The organism is Jeongeupia naejangsanensis (genome assembly GCF_016865585.1).
Taxonomy (GTDB): Bacteria; Pseudomonadota; Gammaproteobacteria; order Burkholderiales; family Chitinibacteraceae; genus Jeongeupia; species Jeongeupia naejangsanensis.
In genome coordinates this window covers 49,593-72,241 of the sequence record NZ_JAESND010000009.1, presented here as the reverse complement: position 1 = coordinate 72,241, position 22,649 = coordinate 49,593, and the positions used below count along the sequence as shown (strand labels likewise).

At 64.7% G+C, this 22,649-nt stretch carries 20 protein-coding genes; 3 read left to right on the top strand and 17 right to left on the bottom strand.

Translation table 11 applies throughout. From position 1 onward, the window contains the following. Nucleotides 1-196 precede the first annotated feature (196 nt). Nucleotides 197-1,540, top strand: coding sequence for an adenosylmethionine--8-amino-7-oxononanoate transaminase (locus JMJ54_RS15540; RefSeq protein ID WP_203539472.1), 1,344 nt, complete (start codon nt 197-199; stop codon nt 1,538-1,540). Next, nucleotides 1,540-3,048 (top strand): cyclic-di-GMP receptor FimW-related protein, encoded by a 1,509-nt coding sequence (locus JMJ54_RS15535; RefSeq protein ID WP_203539471.1) that lies wholly within the window; start codon nt 1,540-1,542, stop codon nt 3,046-3,048. The genes JMJ54_RS15540 and JMJ54_RS15535 overlap by 1 nt, the downstream gene beginning before the upstream one ends. Before the next feature lie 296 nt (nt 3,049-3,344). Here JMJ54_RS15535 and JMJ54_RS15530 read toward each other — a convergent pair whose 3' ends face one another. Continuing rightward, nucleotides 3,345-4,046: a hypothetical protein gene (locus JMJ54_RS15530; RefSeq protein WP_203539470.1), complete on the bottom strand. Its 702-nt coding sequence runs from the start codon at nt 4,044-4,046 to the stop codon at nt 3,345-3,347. A 117-nt stretch (nt 4,047-4,163) separates the two neighbouring features. Between JMJ54_RS15530 and JMJ54_RS15525 the strand changes: the two genes are divergently transcribed. Beyond that, nucleotides 4,164-4,454: a DUF7674 family protein gene (locus JMJ54_RS15525; protein ID WP_203539469.1), complete on the top strand. Its 291-nt coding sequence runs from the start codon at nt 4,164-4,166 to the stop codon at nt 4,452-4,454. Between the two features lie 175 nt (nt 4,455-4,629). Here the strand turns inward: JMJ54_RS15525 and JMJ54_RS15520 are convergent, their stop codons facing one another. From JMJ54_RS15520 to lptF, 16 genes are all read right to left on the bottom strand, one after another. Next, entirely contained in the window at nt 4,630-5,571 is a 942-nt protein-coding gene (locus tag JMJ54_RS15520) for a tyrosine recombinase XerC (RefSeq protein WP_203539468.1), read from the bottom strand. Beyond that, nucleotides 5,540-6,235: a DUF484 family protein gene (locus tag JMJ54_RS15515; protein WP_203539467.1), complete on the bottom strand. Its 696-nt coding sequence runs from the start codon at nt 6,233-6,235 to the stop codon at nt 5,540-5,542. Before JMJ54_RS15515 ends, JMJ54_RS15520 begins: the two co-directional genes overlap by 32 nt. 105 nt (nt 6,236-6,340) lie before the next feature. Next, nucleotides 6,341-7,174, bottom strand: a complete 834-nt coding sequence (dapF, locus tag JMJ54_RS15510) for a diaminopimelate epimerase (protein ID WP_203539466.1) — start codon at nt 7,172-7,174, stop codon at nt 6,341-6,343. A 65-nt stretch (nt 7,175-7,239) separates the two neighbouring features. Continuing rightward, nucleotides 7,240-7,653 (bottom strand): CoA-binding protein, encoded by a 414-nt coding sequence (locus tag JMJ54_RS15505; RefSeq protein WP_203539465.1) that lies wholly within the window; start codon nt 7,651-7,653, stop codon nt 7,240-7,242. Further along, the gene (locus JMJ54_RS15500; protein ID WP_203539464.1) at nt 7,634-10,054 is read right to left on the bottom strand and encodes a putative bifunctional diguanylate cyclase/phosphodiesterase; all 2,421 of its coding nucleotides are present in this window, start codon (nt 10,052-10,054) and stop codon (nt 7,634-7,636) included. The genes JMJ54_RS15505 and JMJ54_RS15500 overlap by 20 nt, the downstream gene beginning before the upstream one ends. Nucleotides 10,055-10,116: 62 nt before the next feature. Continuing rightward, nucleotides 10,117-11,433 carry an amino-acid N-acetyltransferase gene (gene argA, locus JMJ54_RS15495; RefSeq protein WP_203539463.1) on the bottom strand — a complete coding sequence of 439 codons (1,317 nt, stop codon included), beginning with the start codon at nt 11,431-11,433 and terminating at the stop codon, nt 10,117-10,119. Between the two features lie 46 nt (nt 11,434-11,479). Further along, nucleotides 11,480-12,937: an undecaprenyl-phosphate galactose phosphotransferase WbaP gene (wbaP, locus tag JMJ54_RS15490; RefSeq protein ID WP_203539462.1), complete on the bottom strand. Its 1,458-nt coding sequence runs from the start codon at nt 12,935-12,937 to the stop codon at nt 11,480-11,482. Then, nucleotides 12,930-14,009: a glycosyltransferase gene (locus JMJ54_RS15485; protein WP_203539461.1), complete on the bottom strand. Its 1,080-nt coding sequence runs from the start codon at nt 14,007-14,009 to the stop codon at nt 12,930-12,932. The genes wbaP and JMJ54_RS15485 overlap by 8 nt, the downstream gene beginning before the upstream one ends. Next, nucleotides 14,006-14,824 (bottom strand): glycosyltransferase, encoded by an 819-nt coding sequence (locus JMJ54_RS15480; RefSeq protein WP_203539460.1) that lies wholly within the window; start codon nt 14,822-14,824, stop codon nt 14,006-14,008. Before JMJ54_RS15480 ends, JMJ54_RS15485 begins: the two co-directional genes overlap by 4 nt. Beyond that, entirely contained in the window at nt 14,821-15,639 is an 819-nt protein-coding gene (locus JMJ54_RS15475; protein ID WP_203539459.1) for a glycosyltransferase, read from the bottom strand. Before JMJ54_RS15475 ends, JMJ54_RS15480 begins: the two co-directional genes overlap by 4 nt. Continuing rightward, nucleotides 15,636-16,739, bottom strand: a complete 1,104-nt coding sequence (locus JMJ54_RS15470) for a glycosyltransferase (RefSeq protein WP_203539458.1) — start codon at nt 16,737-16,739, stop codon at nt 15,636-15,638. The genes JMJ54_RS15475 and JMJ54_RS15470 overlap by 4 nt, the downstream gene beginning before the upstream one ends. Further along, the gene (locus tag JMJ54_RS15465; protein ID WP_203539457.1) at nt 16,736-17,758 is read right to left on the bottom strand and encodes a glycosyltransferase family 2 protein; all 1,023 of its coding nucleotides are present in this window, start codon (nt 17,756-17,758) and stop codon (nt 16,736-16,738) included. The genes JMJ54_RS15470 and JMJ54_RS15465 overlap by 4 nt, the downstream gene beginning before the upstream one ends. After that, a complete protein-coding gene (gene rfbX, locus JMJ54_RS15460; RefSeq protein WP_203539456.1) occupies nt 17,755-18,999 on the bottom strand; it encodes an oligosaccharide flippase family protein in 1,245 nt (414 codons plus the stop codon). Before rfbX ends, JMJ54_RS15465 begins: the two co-directional genes overlap by 4 nt. A 290-nt stretch (nt 19,000-19,289) precedes the next feature. Further along, a complete protein-coding gene (gene galE / locus JMJ54_RS15455) occupies nt 19,290-20,303 on the bottom strand; it encodes a UDP-glucose 4-epimerase GalE (RefSeq protein WP_203539455.1) in 1,014 nt (337 codons plus the stop codon). A gap of 20 nt (nt 20,304-20,323) precedes the next feature. Continuing rightward, nucleotides 20,324-21,406: an LPS export ABC transporter permease LptG gene (lptG, locus tag JMJ54_RS15450; RefSeq protein ID WP_203539454.1), complete on the bottom strand. Its 1,083-nt coding sequence runs from the start codon at nt 21,404-21,406 to the stop codon at nt 20,324-20,326. After that, entirely contained in the window at nt 21,403-22,464 is a 1,062-nt protein-coding gene (gene lptF / locus JMJ54_RS15445; RefSeq protein ID WP_275411129.1) for an LPS export ABC transporter permease LptF, read from the bottom strand. Before lptF ends, lptG begins: the two co-directional genes overlap by 4 nt. Nucleotides 22,465-22,649 lie beyond the last annotated feature (185 nt).

Sequence of the window (22,649 nt, the reverse complement as noted above, 5' to 3'; positions counted from 1 at the left end):
CCTGGATATGACAGCGAGGGCGAAAAAAATCTGGCCATCGCTCTGCCGAGCGGCGAAAACGGTCTACGGCCGTAAGAAAACCTTGCCTCTGCTCTGCTTGGCCATGACGACGCAAGAAGGCCACAGCGGCAGCCATACCGGCGCTTCCGGCACGCGGATGCGGCTACAATGACATTCCAAACCTGCAAGTTTTCCCATGGCCAATTCCGACCTGCTCGCCCGCAGCCTTGCCGCCGTCTGGCACCCCTGCACCCAGATGAAGCGACACGAGGCGCTGCCGCTGATACCGATCACCCGTGGCGAAGGCGCATGGCTGGTCGATGCGGATGGCCGGCGCTATCTCGACACGGTATCGAGCTGGTGGGTCAACCTGTTCGGTCATGGCGAACCGCGGATCAAGGCCGCGATCAAGACCCAGCTCGACGAACTCGAACACGTGATGCTCGCGGGCTTCACCCACGAACCGGTCGTCAGGCTGTCCGAACGGCTTGGCGCACTCACCGGTCTCGGTCATGCCTTCTACGGCTCCGACGGTGCGTCGGCGGTCGAAATCGCGTTGAAGATGGCCGCCCACTACTGGCGCAATGTCGGCCATCCGGCCAAGCACCGATTTGTTTATCTCGAAGGCAGCTATCACGGCGAAACCGCTGGCGCGCTGGCCGTCACCGACGTCCCGGTATTCCGCGACGCATACGCCCCGCTGATCGGCCAGCACTTCGTCGCGCCGAGCCCCGATCCGCGCCGCGCGCTGCCGGGCGAAAGCGCGGACGACGTCGTCGATCGCGCCGCCAGCCGGCTCGAGCACCTGCTGGCGCGGCATCATGGCGAAATCGCCGCGCTGATCGTCGAGCCGCTGGTTCAGGGCGCCGCCGGCATGGCGATGCATTCGCCGCGCTACCTTCAACTGGCGCGTGCCGCCTGCGACCGGCACCACGTCCTGCTGATCGCCGATGAAATCGCCGTCGGTTTCGGCCGCAGCGGCAGCATGTTCGCCAGCCAGGGCGCCGGTGTGCAGCCGGACCTGATGTGCCTGTCCAAAGGCATTACCGGCGGCTTCCTGCCGCTGGCGTGCGTGCTGTGCAGCGATACGCTCTACCAGGCCTTCTATCACGACGACGTATCGCGCGGCTTCCTGCATTCGCACTCGTACACCGGCAATCCGCTGGCCTGTGCCGCAGCGAACGCGGTGCTCGACATTTTCGAGACCGACGACGTCATCGCGACCAACCACGCCAAGGCCGAGCGCTGGGATGCGCTTTTCGTGCCGCTGCGTGCGCATCCGAACGTCACCCATTTCCGCCGGACCGGCATGATCTGGGCTTTCGATGTTTCGGACGCCGGTGCCGGCTTTGCCCAACGCTATTTTGCCGCCGCGCTCGAACAGCGCCTGCTGGTCAGGCCGATCGGCAATACCGTCTATTTCATGCCGCCGTACGTGATGAGCGACGACGAAGCCCGGCTGCTGGCCGATGGCGCGCTCGCCGCACTCGACGCCGCGCTCGCGAGCGGCGATCACACCCAGGACCTGCCGCTGGCCTGATGATGCTGACGCTCGCCCTCCCCGATTTCGATCCCCGCCTCGACCCCATCGTCGAGCGCGACCCCGCCAAGTTGCGCGACTGGCTGATCCGCCTGCCGATGTCGCAGGTGCAGGACGCAGGCCGCCAGGTGCTCGACGCACTCGCCAGCTGCAACCGTGTCCGCATCGCGCCGGACGAACGCTTCGCGCTGCTCGAGCAGTACGGCACGGCCATCGACCTGCTCGCTGGCGGGCTGGAAAGCCTGTATCGCGTACCGGGGCTGCCGATGGCGGAACGCGCCCGCCAGGCCGCGCAGCTGATGCGCGCGCTGTGGCAGGAGCTGGCCACCGGCTACAAGCGAACCCTGATCGACCGGCTGGAAAAACGAAGCCTGTTCGGCAACCAGCGCCTGGCCGCGCAAGTGATCCAGCGGACCATGCAGACGCACTACCAGCAGCTGCGGCTGGCCAGCCGGACCTATATGGCGATGCCGGCCGGTTTCTGGCGCGAGACGCACCAGCTGTTCCGTCATGCCGGTGAACACAAGCTGCTCGAGGAAGGCAACGACGATCACCAGACCAGCAGCAATCTGTACTACAAGCGCATGCTGTTGCTGGCCTTGGCCGACCCGTCGCGCTATGCACAGGACGAACTCGACAAGGTCATCGAACTCGTCGACAGCTACGCGCCGCTGATCCGCTTCCAGTCCCCGTCCAAGCTCAGCGCCGCGGCCGGCTTCTTTCTGGTCCGGCTTGACCAGGACAGCGCGCCGCGTTACATCGGCGCGCGCAACACCGACGGGATCGACGGCGCCGCACTGCTCATCGATACGATCGAACTCGGCAAGAAGCTGTATCGCGCGCTGCATGCGCTCGAAGCCAAGGCTCCACTGGCGCACGACCGTGCCAAGGTGCTGATGTGGATGGAAATCCTCCGTCGCGTCAGCCGGCAATGGAGCATCGCGCCGAAACGCCTGTTCCAGCGCATCCTCGCCGATACGCGCATCGAGCTTTGTCTCGGTCTCGCCGCCACCGTACACACCACCAGCGCCGGCCAGATCGACACCGGCACCGTATCGCCGAAAATCAGCCAGTGGCGCATCGTCAACGAGAGCCCGGGCGGCTACGCGGTACGCGGTGACGCGATGCCGGCCGAACTGGCCCGCGCCGGCGAAATCGTCGCGCTGCGGGCCAGCGCCGACGAACCCTGGATGATCGCCTCGGTCCGCTGGTTGCAGCAGCGCGACGACGGCGGCATCGACATGGGCCTGCAGGTGATGAGTGCCCAGCCGACACCGGCGATGGTGCGCGCGGCCGGTCCGAGGGAAAACGTTCCGGCCCAGCCGGCGCTACTGATTCCCGAAATCACCGTCCTCAAGCAGGCCGCGCAACTGGCAGCATCCAAGGGGACCTACGCCCCGCTACGCGAGCTGGCGGTCGATACCGGCAACGGCGTACTGCGGTTGCGCGCCACCAAACTGGTCGAGCAGCAGATGGGCTACGACCTGTTCGAGTACCAGCCCGGCTGAGCGCGGGTTGCAGGACCACACCGTGCACGGCTCACCGAAAACCATCGCCGAGTCCTTTCGAACATCGCGACACTGCTTTCCGGAGCTGGCTGCCAAAGCGGACTGCCAGAGCCGCTAAACACTGGAGCGAACTCGACAAAAACAGTCACGGCTGCATCCGGTTTGAAAGCCCCCCAGCGCGATCACTATGGAATGGCCTGATTTGGTGCAGCTAGTGACGTGTAGAATCTGCGGAAATCAACGACGAAGCGGCCTGTGGGCCGCTTCGTCGTTTTCATGACTACCAGCGCCAGTGTTTACAGAGTCTGGAAGTAAAAACGGTAATCACCCTGACCGTACAGCAGCGCCATGCTCGTCAGATTGCTGTTTGACGGCGTGCCTTCCAGATTCAGCACGGGGATCGACTCATGGCCGTACTGATAAGTTTGCGTCTGCGGGTTGTAACCAAACTGGTAGAAGCTGTTCACGCTGCCCACCTTGAATGCGTACAAACGGTAGACGCTGCCATCGAACAGCATGGACCAACGATGAAAGTCGGTATCTGCCGGTGCACCGGTCACATGCAGCACCGGGATCGAGTTGTGGCCGTACTCGTAATGATTGGTGGCGGGGTTGAAGCCGAACTGATACAGCACCGTAGCATCACCCAAACGACGCAAATACAGGCGGTAGGTGTTGGTGCTCCCGTCATAAAGCATGGACACGCTGCTTGCATCGGCATCTGCTGGCGCGCCGGTGATTTTCAGTTCCGGAATGGACTGAAAGCCATATTCATAGTTTCCGGTGGCCGGATTGAAAGCAGCCTGATAAAGGGTGTCGTTCGTGCTGCCCTTGAAGCAGTAAAAACGGTAATGCTGACCGTCATTCAGCATCGTCCAGCGCGCCAGATTTGCATCGGACGGCAGGTTGACGATTGCCATGTTCGGGATGGATCCGCCGTAGGCGAATTGGTAGTAGGTGCTATTGGGTACATAAGCGAACTGATTAATCGACGGCATGGCATTCATCCTCATGGTTTGGTTTTTCGACAGGCAATCTGTCGAACAGTCACCGTAGGCCATGATTTTTAAATTACAACAAAAGAAAGCGTACAAAAGAGATGGGGTGATCTATGCATGCCAATGCAGCACAGCGCCTATGCCGACGGGACTCAGATACTTTTCGACTTTGTCGGTCGTGCCTATGCATCGGGCAGCATCGAAGTCAGGAACTGCATTAACGTCGCTTTTGTTGAAAGCCTGTTCTGGCAAGTCTCCCGCCGGACCACCGTCCTTTGCTGGCCGCTCCTGCCTAATATGACGGTCTTGTGCAGGCAATACCGGAACAACGGCTATGTTGACGCCCGGTTTGCCCCTTCGGCATTTCTCGCCCAAGGACCGGATCATGCCGTTGTCGACTTACAGTGAACAATCGAACGCACCGGCGAGCTGCCTTCATGGCGGTTTCACACGACCTGCAACCTGCTGCGCGGCAACGACGGCTGGCGTATTTTGCTCTGTACGGCGTACGAGGAGCTGCCGCTGGAATGAGGCCGCAACTAAGCCGTGTTCAGGTTAGAACGGCAGCAACAAGCCAAGGCGTTCAAGCGTCGCTGTCGTCATCTCCGCTTCGCTTCGCGCGCGGGTGGGCCTTCAGATAGCCTTCCTTCAGGTGTTCGAAGTCGAGGTGGGTGTAGACCTGCGTCGTGCTGAGGTTGGCGTGGCCGAGGAACTCCTGTACCGCGCGCAGGTCGTGGCTGCGCTGGAGCAGATGGCTGGCAACGCTATGGCGCATCTTGTGCGGATAAAGCCGTTCACTCAGGCCCAGTTTGCGCTGCCAGTGGCGCAGCCGGTATTCGACTGCGCGTGTCGTCATCGGCGTACCGCGAATGCTGACGAACAGAGTGGCGACCCCGACCGACGCGTATTGCGGTCGCAACAGCAGCCAGCGCCGGATCGCTTCGATCGCGGAGGCACCGACCGGCACTTCGCGCGTCTTGCCGCCCTTGCCGAGCACGCGCACGAAGCCGGTAGAGAAATCGATGTCCGCCAGCGGCAGTCCGGCGAGTTCGGCAACACGCAGCCCCGACGAGTACAACAGTTCCAGAATGGCCCGGTCGCGGCAGTCGATCGCATCGTCGTCGCCGATCCCGTCGATCACGGCGTTGACCGTCGCCACATCGAACGCCGCCGGCAGCGGCTTCGGCGCCTTGGGCGCGCGCACCGTGGCGAACGGATTCTGCGTCCAGCCCCGATCGCGCATCATCACCCGGTAGAAACTGCGCCACGCCGACAGCATGCGTGCCACGCTCCGCCCGGAGAGTTGCCGGCTGACAAGCATGCGCACATAGCCACGCGCAGTTCTGGTCTCGAGCCCGGCCAGATCGGTATCGCCGGCCAGTTCGGCCAGCACCAGCAGGTCGCGGCGATAGGCCGAACGGGTCTGCGGGCTTGCCGCTTCGGCCGTCAGGACGAGATCGAAATGCTCGAAATCGCCGAGATGGCGCGGCGGCTCAGACCGGATCGCTGACGGCGGCTTCGGCATCGTTCAGCACCGCATGCCGCGACAGCGCCGCCGCGACAAGCTCGGCCAGACGGTTCAGGTACAGCGTGCCCATGTCCGGGTAGAAACGCTCGGCATCGTCGCTGGCGAGCACCATCAGGCCGACCGGCCGGTCCGCGATGCGCAGCGCGAACAGCCCGAACGATGCCAGCTCGGCACCGCGTTCGCCGAACCAGGCGCGGAGGTCGTCGCTCAGATGCGCGCCGCAGTACGGCGACACCAGCTGTTCGGCGAGCCGTTGTGCGGCCTCGCCGGCCGGTGCCAGCTCGGGCAGGCCGGCATCGGCCCCATCGGCGTCGAGCCCCCAGAGCCGCAGCGCGACGTTGGCCAGACCGAATTCGCCGGCCAGCGATGCCCGCAGCGATGCCAGCATTTCGCCGACACTGGTGGCACGCAGCAGGGACAGGGTCAGCCGATGCAGCCGTTCGCTGGTGACATCGTTTTCCTCGCCGAACTGCAGCAACGCGCCCATGCGCGACTCGAGCTTGCGGGTGCGTTCGCGCAGCGTCACCAGCTGGCGTTCGGCCAGCGACACCGCCTGCCCGTGGTGATGGTGCGGTACGTAGATCTGGGCGATCTCGTCGGCAAAATCGTCGAAAAATGCGGGATTGGCCTGCAGCCAGGCGACGATCTCGTGCGGTTGCATCGGTACTCCTCGATTGGAATCGCTGCTTCTGGGAATTGATTAAACAGCCGCCCTGCCGCCATCCCGGGACGCAGCCCGGTATACGACGACAGGGAAACGTGCTGCCTAGAGCGTGATCACGCCGTCGAACACGGTGACGGCCGGGCCGGTCATCAGCACCGGCCGGCCTTCGCCGGCCCAGCTGATGCTCAGGCCGCCGCCACGCGTATGCACGCGCACCGTTGCATCGAGCAGACCGCGGCGGATGCCGGCAACGACCGCCGCGCAGGCACCGGTACCGCAGGCCAGCGTCTCGCCGGCACCGCGTTCGTGCACGCGCAGCGCGATCTCGTCCCGCGCCAGCACCTGCATGAAGCCGGCGTTGACGCGCGCCGGGAAGCGCGGGTGGTTTTCGATGGCGGCGCCGAAGCGTTCGACCGCGCCGTTGTTGACGTCGGACACGACCTGCACCGCGTGCGGGTTGCCCATCGATACGACGGTGATCCCGACGGTTTCACCGCCGACGTCAAGTTGATGAACCACCGCGTCGGCCTCGGCAACAAACGGAATGTCGGCCGGAATGAAACGCGGCGCGCCCATGTCGACGGTAACGTCGCCACCGGCTTCGAGCCGCGGGTAGATCACCCCGCGGGCCGTCTCGACGGCGATCTCGGTCTTGTCGGTCAGACCCTGATCGACGACGAAGCGTGCAAAGCAGCGCGCGCCGTTGCCGCACTGTTCGACTTCGCTGCCGTCGGCGTTGAAGATGCGGTAGCGGAAATCGATGCCGGGCGTGCTCGATGTCTCGACCAGCAGCAACTGATCGAAACCGACGCCGAAATGGCGGTCGCCGAGACGGCGCAGCGTTGCCGCGTCGAGCGCGACCTGCTGGCGCACACCATCGACGACGACGAAATCGTTGCCGAGGCCCTGCATCTTGGTAAAGCGGAGTGAGCTCATGAGTCGGAATTCGTTCGGGATTCGTTCGGATTAAGGGGCGGCCACAATCGGACCGGCCAGCGGCGTCAGCCGAGCAGCCGTGCGTGCTCGACCATCAGGCAGCGGTCCATCACGACGAACAGCCCGGCGTCGCGCGCGCGCTCGGCGGCTTCTTCGTTGATGATACCCGACTGGATCCAGATGCCACGCGCGCCCTTGGCGATCGCCGCGTCGACCACCGCACCGACTTCTTCGGCACGACGGAACACGTCGACCAGATCGATATCGCCGGGAATGTCATCCAGTGTCGGATAGGCAATTTCGCCCAGCACGTCGTTGACGCCCGGCCGCACCGGCACGATGGTGAACCCCTCGGCCTGCAGATAGTACGAGACGCGAAAGCTCGGCCGGTCCTGCTTCGGCGACAGGCCGACCACGGCGATGCGTTTCACCCCGCTCAGGAAGTCTCGGACCTCTGCGTCAGTCGGATTGCGGAACATCGTCATTCTCCTTGCGGCGTTCAAGGCCGCGCAACAGGCCGGGATGCTCGCGGTTGGGCAGGTCGAGGTAATAGCCCTGCACCAGATCGACGCCCATCTCGAGCAGCATCCGGTAGATCGTTTCGTTTTCGACGAACTCGGCAATCGTCGTCTTGCCCATATCGTGCGCCATCGACACCATGCCGCGCACGAACACCTGGCTGTCGGTGTCGTTGGGCAGATCGCGGATGAACAGGCCGTCGATTTTCAGGATATCGGCCTTGAGCTGCTTCAGGTAGGCGAACGAGGCGAAACCGTTGCCGAAATCGTCAAGGCAGACCGTGCAGCCGGTCGCGCGCAGCGCGTCGATGAAGCGCTGCGCTTCGCCGATATCGGACACCGCTGCGGTTTCGGTCAGCTCGACCAGCAGCCGCGTCGGCTCGACGCAGTGCAGCCGCAGCAGCCGGCCGATGAAATCCGGCAGCTCGGGCTCGTCGAAAGAACGGCCGGAGACATTGATCGCCACCGACGGCATGTTCGGCCGGGCGGCGAGCAGCTCGATCGTGCGCTTGATGACCCAGCGGTCGATGTCGACGATCTTGCCGGTTTTTTCGGCATGCGGAATGAACGAGCCGGGCATGATCAGCGCGCCGCTGGCGTCCTTCATCCGCACCAGCGCCTCGAGGTGCACCAGTTCGCGATCGGCCGTACGGTAGATGCCCTGGAAGTGCAGCTCGAAGCCGTCGGTTTCCAGCGCATTGATGATGCGCTCCTTCCACGACAGCCGGGTCAGCGCGATGCGCGAGGTATCGGAGTCGGCACGGTACATGCGCCACGTCGACTTGCCGGCCGCCTTGGCCTGGTACATCGCCGCATCGGCGTGGGCGACAAGTTCGGCGGCATTGTTCGCATGCTGCGGATACAGGGCAACGCCGATCGACGTCGACGGCCGCAGCACGTGGCCGTCGGTGGAGAACTGCAGTTGGGCGATGCGGCTGACCAGGCGGTCGGCCAGCTTGCCGACCTCGAATACCGTACAGTCGGGCAGCAGAATGGCGAATTCGTCGCCGCCCAGCCGGGCCAGCAACTCGTGCCGACGGACCTGGGTGCCGACTTCGCGGGCGATGGTCTTGAGCAGTTCGTCACCACTGGCGTGGCCGAAGGTGTCGTTGACGTACTTGAACTCGTCGAGGTCGAAATACAGCAAGGCCGTCGTGCCGTTCCGACGCTCGGCATCCACGACCATCCGTTCGATTTCTTCCTGAAAACGGTGCCGGTTGTAGAGTCCGGTCAGGGCATCCCGTTCGGCGAGGTTGACCATGCGCTCGGCCAGCTGCCGTGCCTGGGTGACGTCCTCGAACAGCCAGACGCGGCCATTGGCACTGCCGTCGCGCTCGGCGACACCATAGCCCTGCTGGGTGATGATGCGGCCGTCATTCATCGTCAGCTCGCCAAAATCGACGCGATCGTGCCCCGGCGGCAATTCGCCCCGATAGTGCGCCGGCAGATCGACCAATGGTGGCCGATTGGCGGCCTGCCGCAGGACGTCGTCGACCGGCCGGCCGGTCAGGCCCGTCGACGGTACGCCCCACAACGCGGAAAACGCGGGATTGTGAAACACGATGCGCTGCTCGTTGTCGACGAACAGCACGCCGAAGCGCATCGCCGACAGCAGTGCGGTCAGGCGGGCACGCTCGGTCTCGGCCAGCGCCAGATTCGCCTCGCCGCGCCGCCGTGCCTCGGCCAGCTCGCGCAACCGCTCGCGAATGGCCTCGCCCATGCCGTTGAAGCGGCGCGTCAGCAGCGCCAGTTCGTCACTACCCTCCGGCACCGGCAACGGCGAAAAATGCAGCGGATCGGCGGCGCTGTCGACCAGCCGGTTCAACGCCCGCGTCAGCCAGACGATGAGCCAGATCATCAGCACCAGCGTCGAGATCAGACCGAAAGCGAGAATGGCGGCGTTCTGTACGCTCAGCGTGCCGATCAGCGAGTGCCACGGCTGGGTCGATACGCCGTAGCGCAGCTCCCCCAGTGCCTGATCGCCGACACTGATCGGCGCCGCGGCATGGACTTGCTTGCCGAGCGGATGATCGGCGTCGAGCACGTCGACCTCGGGCAGCGGCACGCCGATCTGCCAGCCCCGCGAGGCAATCACGGTCCCGTCGGCACGCCGCAGCACCAGATAGCGGATACCGTCGACCGACTGCAGCGAGTCGAGCACCGCCTTGGCCTCGGCGGTGCTGCGGGTCAGCGGTGGCGCCAGCGTGGCATTGAACAGCTGCGACAGCGCATTGATGCGCACGCCGAGCGCCTGCCGTACCGTGTCGTGCCAGATACGCGAGGTATTGGCCATCACCATCATCAGCACGACAAGCTGGATCACCGCGCAGGCGGTCAGCAAGCGACCGCGCAAACTGCGCATGAAAGGCGGAACGGACAGCCGCATTCTATCCCTGTGAGCGAAATCGCCGCCTCGGGCAGGCCCTAGCCCTTGAGCGACTTGATGAAAACCTTGGAGCGGCGCTGGTAATTGTAAAGGCGCATCTTCTCGATCGGTAAATCGTCGATCGAAGCCTGTGCAAATCCGCGTTCGACGAACCAGTGGCTGGTGCGCGTCGTCAGCGCAAACAGCCGGGTCATGCCGAGCGAACGCGCGCGCTGTTCGACGTGATGCAGCAATTGTTCGCCCCGATCCTCGTCGCGGTAGTCCGGATGGATCACCAGACAGGCCATTTCGGCCATGCGGCTATCGGCAAACGGATGGATGGCGACACAACCGATGATCTTGCCGTCGTGTTCGAGCACCGAGTAGCGGTGGATTTCCCGCTCGATCAGCTCGCGCCCCCGGAACACCAGCACGCCGGCATCCTCGAGGGGCTCGATCAGCAACAGCATGCCACCGACGTCGTCGATCGTCGCCTCGCGCAGCGTTTCCAGCGATTCGCGCGACACCATCGTACCGACGCCGTCGTGGGTGAACAGTTCCATCAGCAACGCGCCGTCGAGCGAGTGGTTGATCAGGTGTGCCCGTTTCACGCCGCGCCGCACCGCGCGCGCCGCACACGGCAGATAGAGGCGGATGTCTTCGTTGACCTCGGGGTTCGCGACCAGGAACTGGTCTGCTTCGAGCGCCGTCAGTTCGTGCAGCAGCTCGCCCTCCGGATCGACGACGCCGTCGTGGCCGAACATGAACAGCAGCTTGTCGGCCTTGAGCGCCACGGCCGCGCTGGTCGCGACGTCCTCGAGCGTCAGATTGAAGATCTCGCCGGTCGGCGAGTAGCCCAGCGTCGACAGCAAGACCAGCTCGCCGTCGTCGAGCCGGTAGTTCAGCGCCGTGGTATCGACCTTGCGGACCTCGCCGGTGTACTGCAGGTCGATACCGTCGCGCACGCCCATCGGCTGCGCGGTAATGAAGTTGCCGGCCGAAACGCGGATGTCGGCATTGGCCATCGGCGAATTGGCCATCGCCATCGACAGCATCGATTCGATTTCGACGCGGACCTGGCCGATCGCCTGCATCGCGCATTCGAGCGTGACGCTGTCGGTAACGCGCACGCCCTTGTGGTAATCGAGTTCGAGTCCCTTTTCCTGCACCCGCGCATCGATCTGCGGTCGCGCCCCGTGTACCACGACCAGCCGCACGCCAAGGCTGGCGAGCAGGTTGATGTCGTAGGTCAGCGTCGAGAAACGGCCGTCACGCACCACCTCGCCACCCAGCGCGATCACGAAGGTGCGGCCGCGGAAGGCATGGATGTACGGGGCGGCCTGACGACACCATTGCACGAAATCGGGGGTATCCATGCGCGGGAAGCTCTCCTTGGGTTCGGTGGGTTTGCTCGCGGTCACGTCAGTACGCGCCGCGACCGGTTACGACGGTCTTGATCGTCTTGCAGACGATTGCAATGTCATACCACAGGTTCCAGTTCTTTACATACCACGCATCCAGCGCCACGCGTTCGGCGTAGGTCGTGTCATTGCGGCCGGAGACCTGCCACAGCCCGGTCAGCCCTGGTCGCGCCTCGAGGTAGAAATCGACCTTGTCGCCGTAACGCTCGAGTTCGGCCTCGATCACCGGACGCGGCCCGACGAGGCTCATCTCGCCCTTGATCACGTTCCACAGCTGCGGAATCTCGTCGAGACTGGTCTTGCGCAGGAAGGCGCCAATCCGCGTCACGCGCGGGTCGTTCTTGAGCTTGAAGTCCTTGTCCCACTCGGCCCGGGCTTCCGCATCGGACGCCAGCAGCCTGTCGAGCACTTCCTGGCTGTTGTGCACCATGGTGCGGAATTTCCAGCACTTGAACGGCACGCCGTTCATGCCGATGCGCACATGACCGAAGAAGACCGCGCCGGGACCACCCTGGCGCTTGATCTGGATTGCCGCATAAGCGAACAGCGGTGACAGCAGCAAGAGGCCGACCGATGCGCCGAACAGGTCGAACGCGCGCTTGAGCAAGGTCAGCGGCCAGACCATCAGGTTGTTGCTGACCCGCAGCAACAGCACTTCATGGCTGAAAAAATGGTGCGGTACGACGCCGAACAAGGGCAGGCCGGCAACCGGCGGAATGATGTGCAGATGCTTGTAACGCAGGCTGAGCTGCTCGATCGGCCCTTCGAGCGCGCGCAGCTCGTCTGCGTCGACGGCGATCGCTACGTGCGGCCGCCCCTCGGCCTCGAGCCACGGAATCAGTTCGCCGGCGTCGAGCTTGACCACGCGCAGCACATGCTTGTCGTCGACGGCGATTTCGTCCGGCGCATCACGGTCGATCGACACCAGCGCCTTGACCCGGAAACCGAGCTGCTTCTCGCTCATCATCGCCCGGAATGCTTCTACGGCGTTGCTGCCGGCACCGATGATCACCGTCGGCAATTGCCAGACACCGCGCTTGAGCAGCCACGACCGCATCAGTGCGCGGAACCAGGGCACCAGCACCAGCGCCAGACTCCACGACACCGGCCACAGGAAGCGCGAGACGGTGAACTTGCCGAGCAGCACGACCATGCCGTTCAGCAGTGCCGCCAGCAGCAGCCAGCGGCACAGTTCGAGCAGTTCGTCCCAGAACGGCAACCGCACGCTGTAATGACCGCGCCACCAGAAATTGGCGACCGACAGGCCGGCGAGCAACAGGAAGGCCTGGCCCTGCTGCTTGCCCTCCCACTCCCACCACAAGGCCAGGCCGCTGCCGATCCGGTGGTAGCGGAACAGGTACAAAAGACCGATCGCGATGGCGAAACCGGCGGCCAGCGCGGCAAAGTCGGCCAGCGCCAGCCAGGGCTTGGCGCGTTCGGGTTGGCGGTGCTTATCCATGCGGGGGAATTCCGTAAACGTCGTAGAGCGTGTTCATCATCGTATCGAGCGAATAGTGGCTGGCCGCAAAACCGCGCGCACGCGCGCCCATCGACCGGCGCGCGTCGGCGTCGGCAATAAGCGGCGCCAGCCGTTCGGCAAAGCCGGCCGCATCGCTGACCAGATAACCGTTGTCGCCATGGCGGATCAGGTCGCGGTTGCCGACGACATCGGTCGCGACCACCGGCAGGCCGGCGGCCATCGCCTCGATCACGGCCACCGGCAGGCCTTCCCAGCGGCTCGTCTGGATATAGATGTCGAGCGTCGCCAGTTGTTCGAGCGCCTGCGCGCGCGGCAGCCAGCCAAGCACGTCCACGCCGGCGGCTTTCAGCGCCGCTTCACCGGCCGCGTCACCGCCACCGATCCAGACGAACTCGACGCCGGCTTGCCGGCAGCGCGTTGCAACCTCGGCGAACAGCTCGGGATTGCGCGCCAGCGCCACCCGGCCGACGGTACCGATCCGCACCACGCCGTCGTTGCCGGCGGCTTGCGGAATCGCCGCGACGTCGACGGCATTCTCGACCACGACGACGCGCGGCGTCAGGTGCTGGCGGATCTCGCCGGCTTCCGAGTGCGAACACGCGATCGCGGTGACCGAGGTATGTGCGAGCAGTTTTTCCAGCACGAGGAATACGGTGTTCTTCAGTTGGCCTTCGGCACGCTGCAGGAAGGACAGTCCGTGCGGCGAAAAGAAGTAGCGCGGACCGCGCACGAACATGCTGGCGATCCGTCCTAGCGCCCCGGCCTTGCTCGAATGCAGGTGAACGACGTCAGGCGCCAGTTCCTTGAGCCAGCGTGCCAGCGCCCTGCCCGCGCGCCAGTCGTTGACCGGGTGGATGGACCGCTGCATCGGCAGCTGGATGAAACGGATGCGCGTGTCGAACAGCGCCGGCCAGTTGTCCGGCGTTTCCTCTCGCACGCTGTGGATCACCGTCACCGTATGGCCGTCGCGGGCCTGGCGGTTGGCAAACGCCGACACCATCGACAGCGTACCGCCGCCGAACGATTCGACGACGTGGACGATGGCGCTCATGTGCGCCCCTTGCGCAGGCGGGCCTTGAGCCTGCCGATCAGCCCGGCCGGTGCCAGACGCAGCGCATACGTGCGCGCGATGCCGGCCAGCGCGGCGGGGCTGCCGTCCGAATGACGGCGCTGCACCAGCAGCCGGCTTTTCAGTTGTTTGCTGCGCTTCGACAGTGAAATGCCGCCCGGATCGAGTTCGTACCGGATCAGCACCTCGGGCAGATTGGCGGTCCGGAAACGCGCAACGAACTGCCAGAATAGTGCGTAATCCTCGGCGGCGGGCGTATCGAGCGGATACAGCCCGGTTTCGGCCAGCGCTGCAACGCGGTACATCACCGCCGGGTGGATGAAGGCCGAATTGGCGCGCATCGTCCGGGCGATGTCGGCGTGTTCGCTCGGATGGCGCATCACGTAGAGCACCTTGCCCTGCTGGTCGACGAACTCCGCCGCGCCGCCCAGCAAGGCAATGTCGGGGTGGGCATCCAGAAACGCGGTCTGCATTGCGAACCGGTCGGAGACGTTGAGATCGCCGCAGTCGAGTCGGGCAACCAGTTCGTAACCGCGTCCGCGAATCCACTCGAGGCCGGCGTTCAGCGCATGCTCGATGCCGCGGTTCTGCGGCAGGTTCAGGAAACGCAGCGTCCCCTGCGCGACAAACGCCGAGCGGCAGGCGGCGACATCGATCGGCGCACGCGTGCTGCCGTCGTCGACGACGAGCACGTCGCAGGCTTCGGCTGCGCCGATCGAGCCGAGCGACGCGACCAGCGCACCGGGATTGTTGTAATGCGGGATCAGGCAGATCAGCCGGTTTTGCGTGTCGTTCATGACCAGTTCTTGCGCCCAATGAGACGTTTGATTGTACGGGCTGCGGCTAAAGGGAGAATGAGCGAGATCAGCGCCTTGGCCATTTTCGCGGCCGAGCGCGGCGTCCAGTCGAAATGGCGCCACAGGAGCTTCAACCGCGCGGCCTGCTGTACCCGTCGCTTGCTCATCGAAATGCCGGCGTCGTTGTACTCGCTCTTCGTCAGCACTTCGGCGAGATTGGCGGTGCGGTAGCGCGCGACAAAGCGCCAGAAATAGGCAAAATCCTCGGCGGCACGGCAGTCGGTCGGATACAGGCCGATCTCGCGTACCGCGCTGGTCCGGAACATCACCGCCGGATGGGTGAAGGCGTTGTCGTCGTGCATCTGCAGCACGATTTCTTCATGCGTCTGTGGCTGCTGCACGGTGAAACGGTCACCGCTCTCGTCGAAGAAGGTCACTGCACTGCCGAGCAGCATCACTTCGGGATGGGCGTCGAAATGGGCCGCCTGTCTGGCGAATCGGTCCGGCATGACCAGATCGTCGCAATCGAGCCGGGCGGCGAATTCGTAGCCGGCGTCGACGATGTGCTGCAGCCCGGTGTTGAGTGCGTGCTCGATCCCGGCGTTCTGCGGCAGATAGAGGAAGACCACCTCACCGCGCGCCCTGAACGCAGCGCGGCATGCCGCCTCGTCGATCCGGGTACGGGTGCTGCCGTCGTCGACGACAACGGCATCGACCTGCTCGGCGGCACCGATGCTGGCCAGCGACGCGGCCAGCCCTTGCGGGTTGTTGTAGTGCGGAATCAGCAGTGCAACGCGATTCGATGAAGCGGTCATCGGGTGTTTTCCAGCAAATGCAGCCAGCGCGCGCCGAGCGCATCCGGACTGTAGGCATCGGCACGCCAGCGCAGCCATGCTGCGTGTTCCGCGTGGTGCGGAGCCTGTGCAACGATCAGTGCCGCGATTGCTTCGCCGCTGGCGTGACCGGTGACGAAATCGGCTTCCCGCTCGGCAAACAGCTCGTACACGCCGCCGGCACGCGTCGACACCACCGGCAGCCCCGCCCGCATCGCTTCGAGTACGACCAGCGGGCAGCCTTCGAACAGCGAGGTCAGCAGCAGCCAGTCGGCATCGGCCAGCCAGGCGCCAATGTCGTCCTGACGACCGGCGATGATCAGGTGCTCTTGCAAGCCGCGCCGCACCGCCTCCTCCTGCAACCATGGCAGCAGCGGGCCGTCGCCGACGACGGTCAGCGTGGCCGCATGTCCCAGGCGATCGAGTGCCATCAGCGCATCGAGCCACAACGCCGGCTGCTTTTCCTCGGCAACGCGGCCGACGAACAACAAGCGCAGCGGATCGCGAACCGGCCCGGCCGGGCGTGCCGGCTGCGGTTCGACAAAATTCGGAATGACCTGCCAGCGCTGGGCGACGCCCTGCCCGACAACCCCGGACTCATGGCCGAGCCATCTCGCCAGCGAATCGCGCGCATGTGCCGAAACGAAGACCAGCTCGGGCAGCCGCCGGTAGATGTACTGGCAGGCGCGGCGATGCAGCGGATTCATGTGTGCGCGCGCGTCGACCTCGGCCAGCGGCCCGTGCACCCAGCCGAGCACCCGCCGGCCCAGCCCCCGCGTCGCGGCCCAGGTGAGGTAGAGCGGCATCAGGAATGTCGCGGCGATCACCGCATCGTGCCGTTGCGCCAGACCGCGCAGCGCGCACCAGCCGGCGAACCAGGTCCACGGCTTTTTCGGATGCCACGCACCGGAGAGATCGACGATCTCCAGCGTCGCCGTCCGCGCGCCCCAGAGGTTGCGGCTACCACCGAGCATCGCGACGGTCACCTTGAAGCCCCGTGCGGCCAGCCAGCTGCCGACCAGCACGACGCAACGTTCAACGCCGCCAAGACCGAGGTCGCGGACCACGAACAGCAGTCTCATGCCCGTCCCCGCAGCTTCTTGATCAGGCCGTAGACGGCGTCGCCGGCCAAAACGCGCGCGCGCTGGCGCTGCCATTTCCCCCGCTCTTCCGCAGGTGGCGGCAGTTGCTGCGACAGCAGTGAAAACCGCTTCTTGCAGCGCCAGTCGACACCGTGGGTCCGCACCAGCGCATCAAGCCAGACGGTACAGAACGCCGGCCGTGTCGCCGGATCGCGCTGTGCCAGCGTCACCAGCTGCGCGGTGAAGGTGAACCAGTCGCTGCGGTCGAGCGCGCGATCGGGTGCGGCCAGCTCGGCGAAACCGTGCTTGTCGGTGTCGGTCCACTCGGTCGGCAGTGCGTGGTGTGCATAGTCGGCACGGATTGCCGCCCCGGTCGCCGCCATTTCGGCGCGGCGGGTCTGGGTGATCTGGCCCGGATGGACGCGATAATCGAGCAAGGGCTCGGCAATGCCGGTAAAGCGGGCACCGGCCCTGGCGAACGCGCACCACAGTGCATAGTCCTCGGCATGCTGCGCGCCGGCGTCGTAGCCGTGCGCCTTGAACAGCGCGGCCCTTGCCACTACGCCCGGATGCGCGAATGGCGGATTGAACAGCAAGGCCGCCTTGAGCGCCGCATCGGACTCCGGCGGCAGCCAGATGCCGTCGCGTTCACCGAAGAAACGGATGCCGACACCGCAGACGTCGGCGCCGGTCTCGTTCAGCCTTGCCAGCTGTCTGGCCAGCCGTTCGGGACGGGCGATATCGTCGGCGTCCATTCGCGCGATCCATTCACCGCGAGCCAGCGCGATCGCCTCGTTCAGGGTCGCGATCAGGCCGCGGTTTTCACGACTGACGACGATGAATCGCGGATCACGTGCTGCATGCGCTTCGAGCACCGCGCGCGTCGCATCGGTCGAACCGTCGTCGATCGCGATGCATTCGAAATCGGCCAGCGTCTGCGCCGACAGCGACGCCAGCGTCTCGGGCAGCAGTGCGGCGGCGTTGTAGCAAGGCAGGATGATGGAAATGACCGGCATCATGCGGCCTTCTTCAAATGAACGCGGGCACGCCACCAGAACGCCATCAGGATGAAGACCTCAACCGCGACAACGATCTGTGCGGCAGCAACCGCGCCGCGCCCCGGCAACAGCAACAGCAGCAGGCCGACGTTGACCACGCCGGCCACGACCAGCACCTTGCTGTAGTAACGCTCGTCACCGAAGGGCAGCAGGCTTTGCAGGCCGTAGACGTAGGACAGGGCGCCGAGTAGCACCACCGGCGCCAGCCAGATCAGCGTCTCGACGCTGCCGAGCATGCCCTTGCCGAGCAGCAGCGGTACGATCCACGGCGCGCCGAGCATCAGCACCAGGGTCAGCCCGAGGCCGGCCGCGCCCTGCATCCTGAACGCCTTGCCGATCAGCGCGACTGCCGCCGGCTTGTCGTGGCTGGCGAGCTGGGCGATGCGCGGATACGTCGCCTGCACCAAGGGGCCGATCAGCCCCTGCACCGTATAGGTGAGCTTGTTGGCGGCGGCGAAATAGCCGACCTGCGCCGGACTGGCGAACCAGCCGAGCAGCACGGCAGTGCTGGTCGTGTAGAGATTGGTCGACAGCGCCGACAGGAACAGCGGCCAGCCGGCCTTGAGCGACGCGCCGATATCGGCGCGGGTCGGGGCGACCCAGGACGGGCGCGGCGCGCCGTGGCCGGTGCACCACCAGTAGGCGCCGGCGACAAAGGCCGGCAGCGCCTGCAGCACCACGGCGATTGCGACATCGTCCGGGCCGCGCACCATCAGCAGCAAGGCGCCCAGCACGACAACCCGACCTGCGACGGTCAGCAGCGACGCGGCGCGCATCAGTTCCAGCCCCTGGAAATACCAGATCGGGAAGAACACGCTGGAGACGACATAGAGCAGCGACAGCCAGAACACCGGCGCATGCTCGCGCCACTCGGGCACCGTGCCGATCGCCACGGCGAGCGACACGCAAGACACGCACATCAGCATGGCCTTGGCGACATTGGTGCGCCAGAACACCCGGGCGATCGCCGCAGTATCGCCGCGCGCGATCGCGACCTCGCGCGTTGCCGACAGGTTGAAGCCGAAGTCGGTCAGCAGCACGCCGTACTGGACCACGGCGAAGGCGTACGACTGCACGCCGAAGCCATCGGCGCCGAGCGTGCGGGCCAGAAACGGGAACGTGACCAAGGAGACCAGGTAGTTCAGCCCCTGGACCAGGTACAGCGCGAAGATGTTGCCTTTCAGGCGAGCGTCGAGTGCCATGCAAGCGAAAAGCCCGCGCAGGGCGCGGGCGAAGTCTGTGTGGTGATCATTTTAGCCGTAGTGCGGCAGTGGCCGGCGGAAATAACACCGCACCGTCAACGGCAACCTGCCCGAATGGGCGAGGGAGCCAAAGCAGTTTGGCGCTACAGCCCGGTCGAGCAAATTTGGAGCTTTTAACAAAACCCGGTGCAACGGTGCTGGCAATGGGCCCTTTAGGGTCCGAAGCGCAGACAGTACGAGTAGTACGGCAAGCGAGCACAACGCAGCCAGCAGGGTTTTGTCAGCCGCTCCTAGTCGCCGTAGCCGTTCGGGTTCTGGCTTTGCCAGCGCCAGCCGTCATTGCACATGTCCTGCAGCGTCTTTTCGGCAACCCAACCGAGCTGCTCGCGCGCCGACGCCGGATCGGCATAGCAGGCGGCGATATCGCCCGGGCGGCGTGCCACCAGCTTGTACGGCACCCGCTTGCCCGACGCTGCCTCGAAGGCCTTGACCATGTCGAGCACCGAATAACCGACGCCGGTACCGAGGTTGACGGTCACGAGGCCCGGATTCGTAGCGAGTTTTTGCAACGCCTTGACGTGGCCGCGCGCCAGATCGACCACGTGGATGTAGTCGCGCACGCCGGTGCCGTCCGGCGTCGGGTAGTCGTCGCCGAACACCGACAGCTGCTCGCGCTTGCCGACGGCAACCTGCGCAACGAAAGGCATCAGGTTGTTCGGAATGCCCTGCGGGTCCTCGCCGATCAGCCCAGACGCATGCGCGCCGACCGGATTGAAGTAGCGCAGCAAGGCCAGATCCCAGCCCGGATCGGATTTGTACAGGTCGCGCAGGATGTCTTCGACCATCAGCTTGGAGCGGCCGTACGGATTGGTCGCCGACAGCGGAAAGTCCTCGCGGATCGGCACTGCGTGCGGGTCGCCGTACACGGTGGCCGAACTCGAGAACACCAGCTTCTTCACGCCGGCATCGCGCATGGCCTCAAGCAGGCGCTGGGTGCCGACGACGTTGTTGTCGTAATACTCGAGCGGCTTTTCAACCGATTCGCCGACCGCCTTCAGGCCGGCGAAATGGACGACGGCCGAAATCGGAAAGCGCTTGAATACCTCGTCGAGCGCGGCGCGGTCGCGCACGTCGGCCTTGACCCATTCGATCTCGGTGCCGGTAATCGTCGCCAGCCGCTCGAGCACCGCCGGCTTGGCGTTGTAGAAGTTGTCGAGGATCACCGGCTTGAAGCCGGCGGCAATCAGTTCGACGTAGGTATGCGAGCCGATATAGCCGGCGCCGCCAGTCAAAAGCACGTGCATGCAATGCTCCGGGTTTGGATTTAGCGTTTTTCCTGCCGCCACAGCAGATACAGCGCAACGGCCATGAAGGTCAGCGTCGGAATCGACACCACCGCCGGCGCAGGCCAGTTCTGCAGCTCGCCCAGATAGACGACCAGGCGGTTGAAGAAGTGGAAGGTCACGCCGGTCAGGATGCCGATGAACAGTTTCACGCCAACGTTGGCGCTGCGCCGCTGTGTCTGCGAGAACGGCAAGGCAATCACCACCATCGACAGGCAGGCCAGCGGATAGAACAGCTTGCCCCACAGTGCCAACTGGTAACGCTGCGTCTTCTGGCCGTTGAGCTCGAGGTGATCGATATAGCGCAGCAGCGCCCTTGCCGACATCTGCGCCGGCTCGACCAGCAGCACCGCGAGCATGTCCGGCGTGATCTGCGTCGGCCAGTCGAACAGCTTGTCGCTCTTCAGCGTGACGCCGCCGGAGGCCGGCAGGAACGTCGTTTGCACCGCCGGTTCGAGCCGCCAGACGCCGTCGCCGAGGTAACGTCCCTGCACGCCGTCGACGATGCGGTCGAGCGTACGCTCGGGGGTGAATTCATAGATGCGCACGCGCTGGATGCTCAGGTCCGGCATCATTTCGGCGATGTTGACGATCTGCCGGCCATCCTTGACCCAGACGCCCGAACGGAAGTCGCCGGCGATCATCTGCTTGGTCGCCGCCAGCCGGTACTGGCTGGCCATGCGCATCGTCACCGGCGCGACGAACTCGCCCATCAGCACGGTGAAACTGCTGTAGGCGATGCCAATGCCAACCAGCCAGACCAGCAGGCGTTTCACCGAAACACCGGCGGCGCGCATTACCGTCAACTCGGAATTGCCGTTCAGGTTCGAGAGCGCAAAGATGCTGCCGATCAGCACCGCGATCGGCATCAGTTCGTAGGCATTGCCCGGAATCTGCAAGGCGACGTAGATCAGCGCATCCAGCACCGAGTAGCCGCCCTTGCCAAGCTGCGAGAATTGCGCGATCACGTCGAAGAACATGTATAGCGCCAGCAGGCCGATCAAGGTAAACAGCACGAACAGCGTGATTTCCTTGAGCAGGTAGCGCGACAGCAGTTTCATCATCGCGCGCGTCCCCGCCAGCGATAGAGCGCGAACATCATCGCCAGTGCCGCCGCGTGGATCGGCCACATGCCGACCACGGCCGGAATCTTGCCGTCAGCGATCCAGGCCTGGCCGATATTGATGAAGTTGTAATACAGGAAATACACGAAAATCGCCCCGAGCAGATTGAGCGCCCGGCCACCGCGCGGGTTGAAAAAGGCAAACGGAATCGCGCACAGCGCCATGATCAGCGCCGAAATCGGCAAGGCGATGCGCCAGGCCAGCTCGCCCTGCTCCTCGGGGCTGCTGCTGCCCCACAACTCCAGCGAACTCTTGGCCTGGGTGCTCGGGCTTGAAACCGGTTTGTCCTGCGTTTCGACCTTGACCTGTGCGCGCTGGAACTCGGTCGTTTCATACGCCGCCGTGCCAGGCACGCCGGTATAGGCGTGTCCCTTGCCGAGCCACAGCCAGCGCTCGCCGTGCTGGTCGAGGAACAAGCCCCCCTCGTTCGCGACGACGACGGTAATCTTGCCGTTCTTGCCGCGCAACTGGGCGAACACGTTCCGGCCCTGGCCGGTATCGGCAACGAACTGCTCGACGAAGTAGATCCGGTCAGCTTCCGACGACTCGCGGAACACCCCTGGCGCCACCTGCGACACTTCCTGACGCTGCGCCGATTTCTCGCGAAAATCCCGGCTCTCGCGCTGCGCCCACGGCCACGCGAACAAGGAAAGCGCGGCGATCAGCAACACGATCGGCACCGCGAACTCGAGCACCGGCCGGACAAAGCTGCGGATCGAACGGCCGCTGGCAAACCAGACGACCATCTCGTTATCTTTCCAGAGTCGGGTCATCGTCATCAGGATGGCGATGAACAGCATCAGCGACATCAGCATCGGCAGATAGCGCAGCGAGGTGAAACCCATCAGCACCCAGACCGCGCCACTGCCGAGCACGCCGAGCGTCGCCTGGCCCAGCAGCTTGACGATCTGGGTGGTCATGACGACGAGCAGCAGCACCGAGAAAACGGCGATGGCAACCCAGGACATCTCGTGAATCAGGCTTCGTCTGAACAGCATCCGCGTTTTTGACTTATAAGGGGGGCTGGGAAATAATCGGTCGAATCTTGCCGGCGTCGCCAGTGGGCCACCAGTGGGCTGATTCACTTGCGCGTCGCCCATCCTGGCCCGTTCTATGTGCGATCGGGCAATCCATCCTGCCCCGACACACCAGGCTGCCGCTGCGGCAAGCCGCTACCGCGACA

What these genes read in the sequence shown, in the direction of transcription:
- JMJ54_RS15470 (WP_203539458.1), bottom strand. Translation starts at nt 16,739, where the DNA reads ATGAGACTGCTGTTCGTGGTCCGCGACCTCGGTCTTGGCGGCGTTGAA.
- JMJ54_RS15530 (WP_203539470.1), bottom strand. Translation starts at nt 4,046, where the DNA reads ATGCCGTCGATTAATCAGTTCGCTTATGTACCCAATAGCACCTACTAC.
- JMJ54_RS15500 (WP_203539464.1), bottom strand. Translation starts at nt 10,054, where the DNA reads ATGCGCAGTTTGCGCGGTCGCTTGCTGACCGCCTGCGCGGTGATCCAG.
- JMJ54_RS15535 (WP_203539471.1), top strand. Translation starts at nt 1,540, where the DNA reads ATGATGCTGACGCTCGCCCTCCCCGATTTCGATCCCCGCCTCGACCCC.
- lptF (WP_275411129.1), bottom strand. Translation starts at nt 22,464, where the DNA reads ATGCTGTTCAGACGAAGCCTGATTCACGAGATGTCCTGGGTTGCCATC.
- JMJ54_RS15520 (WP_203539468.1), bottom strand. Translation starts at nt 5,571, where the DNA reads ATGCCGAAGCCGCCGTCAGCGATCCGGTCTGAGCCGCCGCGCCATCTC.
- rfbX (WP_203539456.1), bottom strand. Translation starts at nt 18,999, where the DNA reads ATGGCACTCGACGCTCGCCTGAAAGGCAACATCTTCGCGCTGTACCTG.
- wbaP (WP_203539462.1), bottom strand. Translation starts at nt 12,937, where the DNA reads ATGGATAAGCACCGCCAACCCGAACGCGCCAAGCCCTGGCTGGCGCTG.
- JMJ54_RS15525 (WP_203539469.1), top strand. Translation starts at nt 4,164, where the DNA reads ATGCCAATGCAGCACAGCGCCTATGCCGACGGGACTCAGATACTTTTC.
- JMJ54_RS15505 (WP_203539465.1), bottom strand. Translation starts at nt 7,653, where the DNA reads ATGTTCCGCAATCCGACTGACGCAGAGGTCCGAGACTTCCTGAGCGGG.
- JMJ54_RS15515 (WP_203539467.1), bottom strand. Translation starts at nt 6,235, where the DNA reads ATGCAACCGCACGAGATCGTCGCCTGGCTGCAGGCCAATCCCGCATTT.
- JMJ54_RS15540 (WP_203539472.1), top strand. Translation starts at nt 197, where the DNA reads ATGGCCAATTCCGACCTGCTCGCCCGCAGCCTTGCCGCCGTCTGGCAC.
- JMJ54_RS15475 (WP_203539459.1), bottom strand. Translation starts at nt 15,639, where the DNA reads ATGACCGCTTCATCGAATCGCGTTGCACTGCTGATTCCGCACTACAAC.
- JMJ54_RS15485 (WP_203539461.1), bottom strand. Translation starts at nt 14,009, where the DNA reads ATGAGCGCCATCGTCCACGTCGTCGAATCGTTCGGCGGCGGTACGCTG.
- JMJ54_RS15465 (WP_203539457.1), bottom strand. Translation starts at nt 17,758, where the DNA reads ATGATGCCGGTCATTTCCATCATCCTGCCTTGCTACAACGCCGCCGCA.
- lptG (WP_203539454.1), bottom strand. Translation starts at nt 21,406, where the DNA reads ATGATGAAACTGCTGTCGCGCTACCTGCTCAAGGAAATCACGCTGTTC.
- JMJ54_RS15480 (WP_203539460.1), bottom strand. Translation starts at nt 14,824, where the DNA reads ATGAACGACACGCAAAACCGGCTGATCTGCCTGATCCCGCATTACAAC.
- galE (WP_203539455.1), bottom strand. Translation starts at nt 20,303, where the DNA reads ATGCACGTGCTTTTGACTGGCGGCGCCGGCTATATCGGCTCGCATACC.
- dapF (WP_203539466.1), bottom strand. Translation starts at nt 7,174, where the DNA reads ATGAGCTCACTCCGCTTTACCAAGATGCAGGGCCTCGGCAACGATTTC.
- argA (WP_203539463.1), bottom strand. Translation starts at nt 11,433, where the DNA reads ATGGATACCCCCGATTTCGTGCAATGGTGTCGTCAGGCCGCCCCGTAC.